Genomic DNA, 8,607 nt, shown 5'->3' with positions numbered 1-8,607 from the left:
GCCCATTTCGCCCATGTGAAAGTAGGACATTCTACTGCGTAGCGCACCAAAAGCGCCAAATAAAAGAAAGCCCGATCCGAAAGAGTCGGGCTTTTTTCGTGCTAAATCGTCTCGAATGTTGCAGAGGTCATGCACATTGATAAAGAGACGAATTAGCGCAAGGTGAAGGGAGTAACCTTCACAGGTTTTGCCTTTTACTCCTTTTAAATACATACAGTCCCTCATCAGCGGTCAAAACGGCTCATTTCACCTTGCGCGAAAAGAATGCCAGCGCTTCGCGCTGTGTCATTAACCTTTCGCACGATATTCACCTTGTCTGGCTATGTAAATCGTAACTTACCTATATCATAAATGTCCCTATATCTTGAGTGTGTTTAGTAGACACAATATGTGAGACTATTATTAATAATGATATTTGAATTAATGTGATAGTGGAGCACCATTGACTCGATTTAATGATATTTACGACAGAGCCTGTGAACGCAAAGGCGGTGAGGCCAATTTACGCGTGTTATTAAATGAACCACTTAAAAATAGTGTGCTTAGTACATACAGTGATGATTTATGGTTAGAAGAGTTTACTAGGAAAATCTTTCAGTCAGGCTTTTATTGGTCGGTAGTCAATGCCAAGTGGGATGGATTTAGGGAGGTTTTTTGGGATTTTTCCGTTGATAAATTACTTTACATGTCTCCTGAAATGTATGAACAGCGTGCTCAGGATGAGCGTATTATTCGTAACTTCAAAAAAGTACAAAGTATCGCTATCAATTGCCATATGATTTATGAGTTGCAACAAGAGCATGGCTCTTTTAGTGAGATGATAGTAAGTTGGCCTAGCGAAGATATAATTAATCTGTGGTTATTGCTTAAAAAGCGAGGTAATCGCTTAGGTGGTAATACAGGGCCATTTGCCTTACGTGCGCTTGGTAAGGACACTTTTTTAATGACAAAAGACGTGGAGACTTATTTGCGTGCAAATGGTGTCATTGATGGTGGACTCCAATCGTTGAAGTCACTAAAAGCAGCACAACAACACTTTAATGAACTTCAACAATCAAGTGGCTTGTCATTGACAGCACTTAGCCAACTTATTGCCTTTAGTGTTGGTGATAATGTAATTCAGAGTACTTAAATTATGTTTTATTCAAGATATGCCACCATTGGTGAGCAATTTGCTATTCCTGCAGCACCAAATGTTTTTGAGAATGCAAATTTAGCCCTATTTAATACCGCGCTTAACAGTCAACTCGGTTTAAATTGGGACGATGATACCGCAACACTATATTTATCTGGCCAGCAGCCTCTACCTGACTCTCATAGTGTATGCTTAGTATATTCAGGTCATCAATTTGGTCAATTTAATCCTACTTTAGGTGATGGTCGAGCCCATTTGATCGGATCGTTTACTGCGCCGAACGGCGATGTAATCGATCTGCAGTTAAAAGGTTCTGGTGCGACCGTTTTCTCTCGTGGCGGTGATGGCCTATGTGCATTGGGGCCAGCAGTGAGAGAGTATGTCATGAGTCACGCTTTAACGGCTCTTGGCGTCCCATCGACTCAGTGTCTCGCTGTACTTATAACGGGTCAAACTGTTTACCGCCAAGGGACTTTACCTGGTGCCGTCGTTGCGAGAATTGCTAAGTGCCATATTAGAGTTGGGTCCTTTCAATATCTGGCTTTACAGCAAGATGAGGATGCTATGCTCAAGTTGCTAGAGAGCACAATGAGAGACATTGGGTTAGAAGTTACTGAAAATCGGGACGATAATATTTTCACTTTTTTCCAATATGTATGTGATGCGCAATGCGACTTGATGCTTAAGTGGTTGCAGGTAGGCTTCATCCATGGCGTGATGAATACCGATAATACCCTAGTGAACGGCGAAACAATTGATTACGGCCCATGCGCTATGATGGAGGCATTTTCATTTAATCGTGTATTTAGCTCAATCGATAGACAAGGCCGCTATGCCTTTGGCCAACAGCCTAATATGGCAAGTTGGAACTGTGGTCGATTAGCTGAATCACTTCTTCTTTTATTTGCAGAAGAGCAACCTGCAATTGAGCGATTCTCAGCTATGTTAGTTGGCTTTTCTGAACGCTTTAATCAAGGCTATCAACAGCTATGGCGTAATAAATTGGGTTTACTTCAAGTTCAAAAGGGTGATCAAGACTTAGTCACTGAGTTACTTGAACTGATGACAAAACATCAGCTTGATTATACAAATACTTTTGCATCGCTTACTGCTGCTAAGTTACATAAGCAGCAAGCGCAATTTCAGATCTCCAGTGAGTTGCAAGAGTGGGTTGCTAAGTGGCAAGCAAGTACTGAACAGTTTAACGATGGTGAAGTTGCCGCACTGATGATGCGACATAACCCGGCGATCATTCCTCGTAATGATTTAGTAGAGGAAGTGATCAATGAATTTTATCAACAGGGCAAAAGCGAATTATTAACACAGTGGCTAGCGGCGTTGAGCTCTCCATATGAATACATCTCTTACCCAGATAAATGGCTGCAATCGCAAGCGAACTCAACTCATTACCAAACTTTTTGTGGTACTTAAATGCAGAATCCAGAGATGACAGGGCCATTAACTTGGAAAGAAATTCAGAGACAGGTGCTCAAACATAAAAAGCCCCTGATCTACGCTCATATCATTGCACTGTTAGCGGCGTTGGTCAGTGTACCTATCCCCTTGATGATGCCCTTATTAGTTGATGAGGTACTCCTAGCAAAGCCAGGTGTCGCTGTTGAGTTTATGAATGGTTTTTTACCTGCAGAGTGGCATGGAGCAACAGGGTACATACTGGCCATTTTGGTGGCGGTTATGCTAATGCGGATAGGTGCTTTATTATTAGGGGTCGCTCAGTCTCGTCAGTTCACCATTATTGGCAAGGATGTTTCGCTGAATATCCGCCAGCGCTTACTTGGCCACTTATCTCAGGTGAGGCTTAAAGAGTTTGAAACACAAGGTGGTGCAGCGATCAGTTCGCGATGCGTAACTGACATAGAGACGCTAGATGGCTTTATCAGTCAAACGATGTCGCGCTTTTTAATTGGCCTGCTGACGATTATTGGTACGGCGATTGTACTGTTATGGATAGACTTTACACTCGGGTTAATTATTTTGACGTTAAACCCGGCGGTGATCTATTTCTCGAGACAATTTGGCAAACAGGTTAAACATTTAACGAAAGAGAAAAACAATGCATTTGAAGCCTTTCAAACAGCATTAGTCGAAACGCTTGATGCTATTGCCCAACTTAAAGCCATGCGCCGTGAACACGGTTACTTTGACAATGTACTCACTGCGGCAAAAGATTTGCGTTATCACTCTGTCCAATCACAATGGAAAACAGATGCTGTTAATCGTTTGAGCTTTACAGTGTTTTTACTCGGGTTTGAGGTATTTCGTGCCATTGCGATGTTAATGGTGGTGTTTTCAGGCCTTTCTGTTGGTCAGATTTTTGCTGTGTTTGGTTACTTGTGGTTCATGATGGGACCTGTCCAGGAAATTCTCAGTATTCAGTACTCCTATTACAGTGCTTCTGCGGCATTACAGAGGTTAAACCAAGTGCTGGACTTTGAGACGGAAACATCGAATGACGCACGTACAGAATCAGCTCAGCAAGTATTCGAAGCAGAAAAAATTGGCATTGAATTTAAACAGGTGAGCTTTGAATACAATGAAGGTCAGCCTATTTTACACGATGTCAGCATGGATATTCCGAAAGGAAAAAAAGTGGCCTTGGTTGCTGTCTCTGGCGGCGGAAAGTCGACCCTTGTACAGCTTTTATTAGGGCTTTATGAGAAATCCGCAGGAGACATCCTGATCAATGGTATCGCAGCTGAAGACATAGGCTATGACCTCATCAGAGAAAACGCGGTGACTGTGTTACAGCAGCCTATTTTGTTCAACTCGAGTATCAGAGAAAATTTAAGTTTAGGTAAGCCATGCACTGATGAGCAGCTTTGGCATGCTTTGGAAATCGCAGAGTTGGCAGACAATGTTAAAGAAATGGACGGACAGCTGGATGCCATTGTTGGTCGTAATGGTGTCAAACTATCGGGTGGCCAAAAGCAGAGACTAGCGATTGCACGTATGGTTGCAGCAGATCCAAAAATGGTGATTTTGGATGAGGCGACTTCGGCGCTCGATGTGGAAACAGAAGCGCGTATCCATAAAAATCTCAATCAATTTTTGAGTGGCCGCACGACTTTGATCATTGCCCACCGACTTAGCGCAATCCGTCAAGCTGATATTATTTACGTGCTGGATGATGGCTACGTTACTCAGTCAGGCGATCATCGTACATTAGTTGAAGAAGATGGTTTATACCAAGTTTTATTTGGTCATCAAGGCTAGGTTCAGCTTTAATTCTTAACTAAAAATACTTATTTAGTGTTAAGTAATTATTAAGACATCGACTACTATTATCTTGCTATCAAATTTAATAAGTCTGGATTTTAGAGGGAAACAGCGATGAAACTTAAAATGCTAAGCGTAATTGTGGCAATGGCAGCAGCAACGTCTTTACATGCGAAAGAGGTTGAAGAGGGTGTATACCTTGGTGTGTTTGGTGATTACTACAACGCAGATTGGGAGAATATCAGAGGTGTTGGCAACGGTGGAGTTGGCATTGATGACTCCACGGGATGGGGTGCAGAACTTGGTTACAGGTTTAACAAATATTGGAGTGCGCGCATCGAATATGCTGATATGGATTTTGATTTAGAGGGTGCCGGTGTCGGTTCTCAAGATGGTGATCGTCTAGGTATCGATGGTCTTTACCACTTTAATGGCGGCCCTTTTTATGCATTGGCAGGTCTTAAATCGATAGATATTTTTGATAGCAACTTATTTGCTAATGCCGGTGTAGGTTATCGTCATCATTTCACTGATAACTTGGCGGCTAATTTTGAAACTGCAATTTATCAAGGCTTAGAGCGCAGCTATACCGATGTGGGTGCAAAGCTTGGTATCAATTATATGTTTGGTAAGGCGTCAAGTAGTCCGAAAAAAGTTGAGCCAGCACCGCAACCTGCACCTCAGCCTGTTGTGGTTGAAAAGCCTAAAGACAGCGATGGCGATGGCGTATTAGATAGTAAAGATAGATGTGCCAATACACCGATGAGTGATGCAGTCGATGCTGCTGGTTGTAGCTTATATGAAAATAAAGAAGTTACTGTGAGCTTGTTAGTCCGCTTCCCGAATAACAACTCTCAAGTATCTCAGCAGTATTTAGACGATATTAACTCAGTTGTAGAGTTTTTACGTGCACACCCTGAAACAACGGTTGTACTAGAAGGCCATACATCAAGTCTAGGTAAAGCAGATTACAATATGTGGCTATCTAAAAAACGCGCTGATGCCGTTGCAGCGCAGTTGGTCGAAAAAGGCATTGCGCAATCACGCATCTCAACCGTAGGTTATGGTGAAGAGCGCTTAATGGATAACCGTAATACTCAAGAAGCACATACAGCTAACCGCCGTGTTGAAGCAAAGGTTATTTCAGTGGAAAGAGTAAAAGTGAAGAGATAATCTTATTTAATGTGGCTGAATAACATTGTTGTTCAGCCATTATTGTATATATGCCAATAACCATTCATTCTGTAATTTCTCCCTTACCTCTCCATTCATCACATTGATATTGAGTATCTCTCGATGGTACAACTTGCAAGATTTTCATATTGATAAAAAGCTCTTATAATCAAGTGGCTAGATTAAAAGATAAGCAGTCATAAACAAAACTACTAAAATGCTTATTAAAACACGTCACCAAGAGGATATCACCGTGCTTCAAGAGTATCGAAATCATGTTGAAGAGCGCGCGGCAAAAGGGATAGTACCTAAGCCGTTGGACGCACAGCAAACCGCAGATTTAATTGAGTTAATAAAAGCACCACCGATAGGTGAAGAAGCCTTTCTTTTAGACTTATTGGTCAATCGCGTGCCCCCTGGAGTGGATGATGCTGCTTATATCAAAGCTGGCTTTTTGGCTGCGTTGGCAAAAGGGGGGGCAGTATCACCGCTGATATCTAAGGCTTATGCTGTTGAACTACTGGGCACTATGTTAGGTGGCTATAACATTGCACCTTTGATTGAGTTGTTAGATGAACCAGAGCTTGCCCCTATTGCTGTTAAAGGGTTGTCACATACCTTATTAATGTTTGATGCATTTTATGATGTAGAGGAAAAAGCAAAGGGCGGTAATGCGTTTGCACAGCAAGTACTTGAGTCATGGGCTCATGCGGAGTGGTTTACACAAAAAAACGCAGTTCCTGAAAAAATATCTGTCACGGTATTTAAAGTCACGGGGGAGACCAATACGGATGATCTGTCGCCTGCGCCTGATGCTTGGTCTCGTCCAGATATTCCGTTACATGCGTTAGCTATGTTGAAGCTTGCGCGAGATGGCATATCTCCAGATAAACATGGTGAAATAGGCCCTGTTGCGCAATTAGAAGCATTGAAAAGCAAAGGCCTACCCTTGGCGTATGTCGGCGATGTAGTTGGTACCGGATCTTCAAGAAAGTCAGCAACTAATTCAGTGCTTTGGTTTATGGGAGAAGACATTCCTCATGTCCCGAATAAACGGGTAGGCGGTGTGTGCTTAGGTGGAAAAATTGCCCCAATTTTCTTTAATACGATGGAAGACTCTGGTGCACTACCGATCGAGCTACCTGTTGAAAAGCTTAACATGGGCGATCAAATTGACATTTATCCTTATCAAGGAGTGGTTAAGCGCTTTGGCACTGACGAGGTGCTTTCGCATTTCACTTTAAAATCGGACGTTATTTTAGACGAGGTTCAAGCCGGTGGACGTATTCCACTGATCATTGGTCGAGGTCTAACAGACAAAGCGCGAGCGTCACTTGGCCTAGACGCTGAAACTATTTTCAAAAAACCAGCACAAGCAGATGATACTGGTAAAGGCTATACGCTAGCACAAAAAATGGTGGGTAAAGCCTGTGGCGTTACAGGTGTTAGACCTGGCCAATATTGTGAGCCGACAATGACCACGGTTGGCTCGCAAGACACCACAGGGCCGATGACCCGAGATGAGCTGAAAGATTTAGCCTGCCTTGGTTTTTCAGCGGATTTAACCATGCAATCTTTTTGTCACACCTCTGCTTATCCAAAGCCTATTGATGTAAATACGCATCATACTTTGCCGGATTTTATGATGAATCGTGGCGGGGTGTCGTTGCGACCAGGCGATGGTGTGATCCACTCTTGGATCAACCGCATGCTTTTACCTGACACGGTGGGGACTGGTGGTGATTCACATACCCGCTTCCCTTTGGGGATTTCTTTTCCGGCTGGCTCTGGTGCAGTTGCCTTTGCCGCTGCTACAGGTGTTATGCCTTTGGACATGCCTGAATCTGTACTTGTGCGTTTTAAGGGCGAGATGCAAGCTGGGATCACATTGCGAGATTTAGTACATGCAATCCCGCTCTACGCGATTAAGAAAGGGCTGCTTACTGTTGAGAAAAAAGGCAAAGTAAATGAGTTTTCAGGCCGTATTCTTGAAATTGAAGGGGTTGAGCATTTAACGGTTGAGCAAGCCTTTGAGTTGTCAGATGCGTCAGCCGAGCGGTCTGCGGCTGGGTGTACTGTTAAGCTGTCACAATCCTCTGTTGAAGAGTATTTGAATTCCAATATTGTGATGTTGAAGTGGATGATCTCAGAAGGCTATGGAGAGGTACGTACAATAGAGCGTCGGATTGCAAAAATGCAGGCATGGCTCGAACATCCGCAGCTTATGACTGCAGATAGTGATGCTGAATACGCCCATGTACTTGAGATTGACTTAAACGACATTAAAGAACCTATTTTATGTGCGCCGAATGACCCAGATGATGCCCGTTTGCTGTCTACTGTACAAAACGAGGAGATCAATGAAGTCTTTATAGGCTCTTGTATGACCAATATTGGCCACTTCCGTGCTGCCGGTAAATTACTTGATAACTTTAGCGGCCAGTTGCCTACGCGAATGTGGATAGCGCCACCGACCAAAATGGACAAAGATCAGCTCACAGATGAAGGGTATTATGGCATTTATGGTCGAGTGGGAGCGCGTATTGAAACACCGGGATGTTCTTTGTGTATGGGTAATCAGGCGAGAGTGGCAGATAAGGCAACAGTGGTCTCAACGTCAACCCGTAACTTCCCTAATCGATTAGGAACAGGGGCTAATGTATTCTTGGCCTCTGCAGAATTGGCGGCAGTTGCGGCGATTATAGGTCGATTACCAACACCGGATGAGTATCAAGAATATGCGGTAAAAATTAACGCGACAGCTGCGGACACCTATCGTTATTTGAATTTCCACAAAATGTCACATTACACAAAGAAAGCAGACAGTGTGATCATTCAGCAAGCGGTATAATTGCTTAAAAAAGTTCGTGATTTACGAGCTTTTTTTCTCTTTTTTGATAAGGCTACCCCTCCAAAACCATATTGTTAAGCTCTCCTATGTCCTTGACTATAAAGACCTCTGTACTAATGTTTATATCACTCATTGATATCTAATAGTCAGTGTAAATTTGTTTCTATAACCTGTATGCAAGGAAGAGTGATGTGGTGCCTTGTGATACAAG

6 protein-coding genes are annotated in these 8,607 nt (G+C 43.0%); 5 read left to right on the top strand and 1 reads right to left on the bottom strand.

Annotation, left to right across the window (positions count from 1 at the left end; genetic code table 11):
* On the bottom strand, nt 1-213 hold a 213-nt coding region (locus L1077_RS04175; protein WP_237135701.1), incomplete at its 3' end, for a hypothetical protein.
* Nucleotides 214-442: 229 nt separating this feature from the next.
* Between L1077_RS04175 and L1077_RS04170 the strand changes: the two genes are divergently transcribed.
* The 5 genes from L1077_RS04170 to acnB all read left to right on the top strand — a co-directional run bounded on the left by L1077_RS04170 (nt 443) and on the right by acnB (nt 8,396).
* Nucleotides 443-1,132 carry a DNA-3-methyladenine glycosylase I gene (locus L1077_RS04170; protein WP_237135700.1) on the top strand — a complete coding sequence of 230 codons (690 nt, stop codon included), beginning with the start codon at nt 443-445 and terminating at the stop codon, nt 1,130-1,132.
* Between the two features lie 3 nt (nt 1,133-1,135).
* The gene (locus tag L1077_RS04165; protein WP_237135699.1) at nt 1,136-2,566 is read left to right on the top strand and encodes a protein adenylyltransferase SelO; all 1,431 of its coding nucleotides are present in this window, start codon (nt 1,136-1,138) and stop codon (nt 2,564-2,566) included.
* A complete protein-coding gene (locus L1077_RS04160; RefSeq protein ID WP_237135698.1) occupies nt 2,567-4,369 on the top strand; it encodes an ABC transporter ATP-binding protein in 1,803 nt (600 codons plus the stop codon).
* Between the two features lie 117 nt (nt 4,370-4,486).
* A complete protein-coding gene (locus L1077_RS04155; protein ID WP_237135697.1) occupies nt 4,487-5,545 on the top strand; it encodes an OmpA family protein in 1,059 nt (352 codons plus the stop codon).
* 253 nt (nt 5,546-5,798) lie between these two features.
* On the top strand, nt 5,799-8,396 hold the full coding sequence (gene acnB / locus L1077_RS04150) for a bifunctional aconitate hydratase 2/2-methylisocitrate dehydratase (RefSeq protein ID WP_237135714.1): 2,598 nt from the start codon (nt 5,799-5,801) through the stop codon (nt 8,394-8,396).
* Nucleotides 8,397-8,607 lie beyond the last annotated feature (211 nt).

It is taken from the genome of Pseudoalteromonas luteoviolacea, from assembly GCF_021654285.1.
GTDB lineage: Bacteria > Pseudomonadota > Gammaproteobacteria > Enterobacterales > Alteromonadaceae > Pseudoalteromonas > Pseudoalteromonas luteoviolacea_J.
Note: the sequence above shows the minus strand (reverse complement) of the source record. Positions and strands in the feature narration are given on the sequence as shown.

Coding starts and splice junctions, on each gene's coding strand:
- L1077_RS04165 (WP_237135699.1), top strand. CDS start 1,136: ATGTTTTATTCAAGATATGCCACCATTGGTGAGCAATTTGCTATTCCT.
- L1077_RS04160 (WP_237135698.1), top strand. CDS start 2,567: ATGCAGAATCCAGAGATGACAGGGCCATTAACTTGGAAAGAAATTCAG.
- L1077_RS04155 (WP_237135697.1), top strand. CDS start 4,487: ATGAAACTTAAAATGCTAAGCGTAATTGTGGCAATGGCAGCAGCAACG.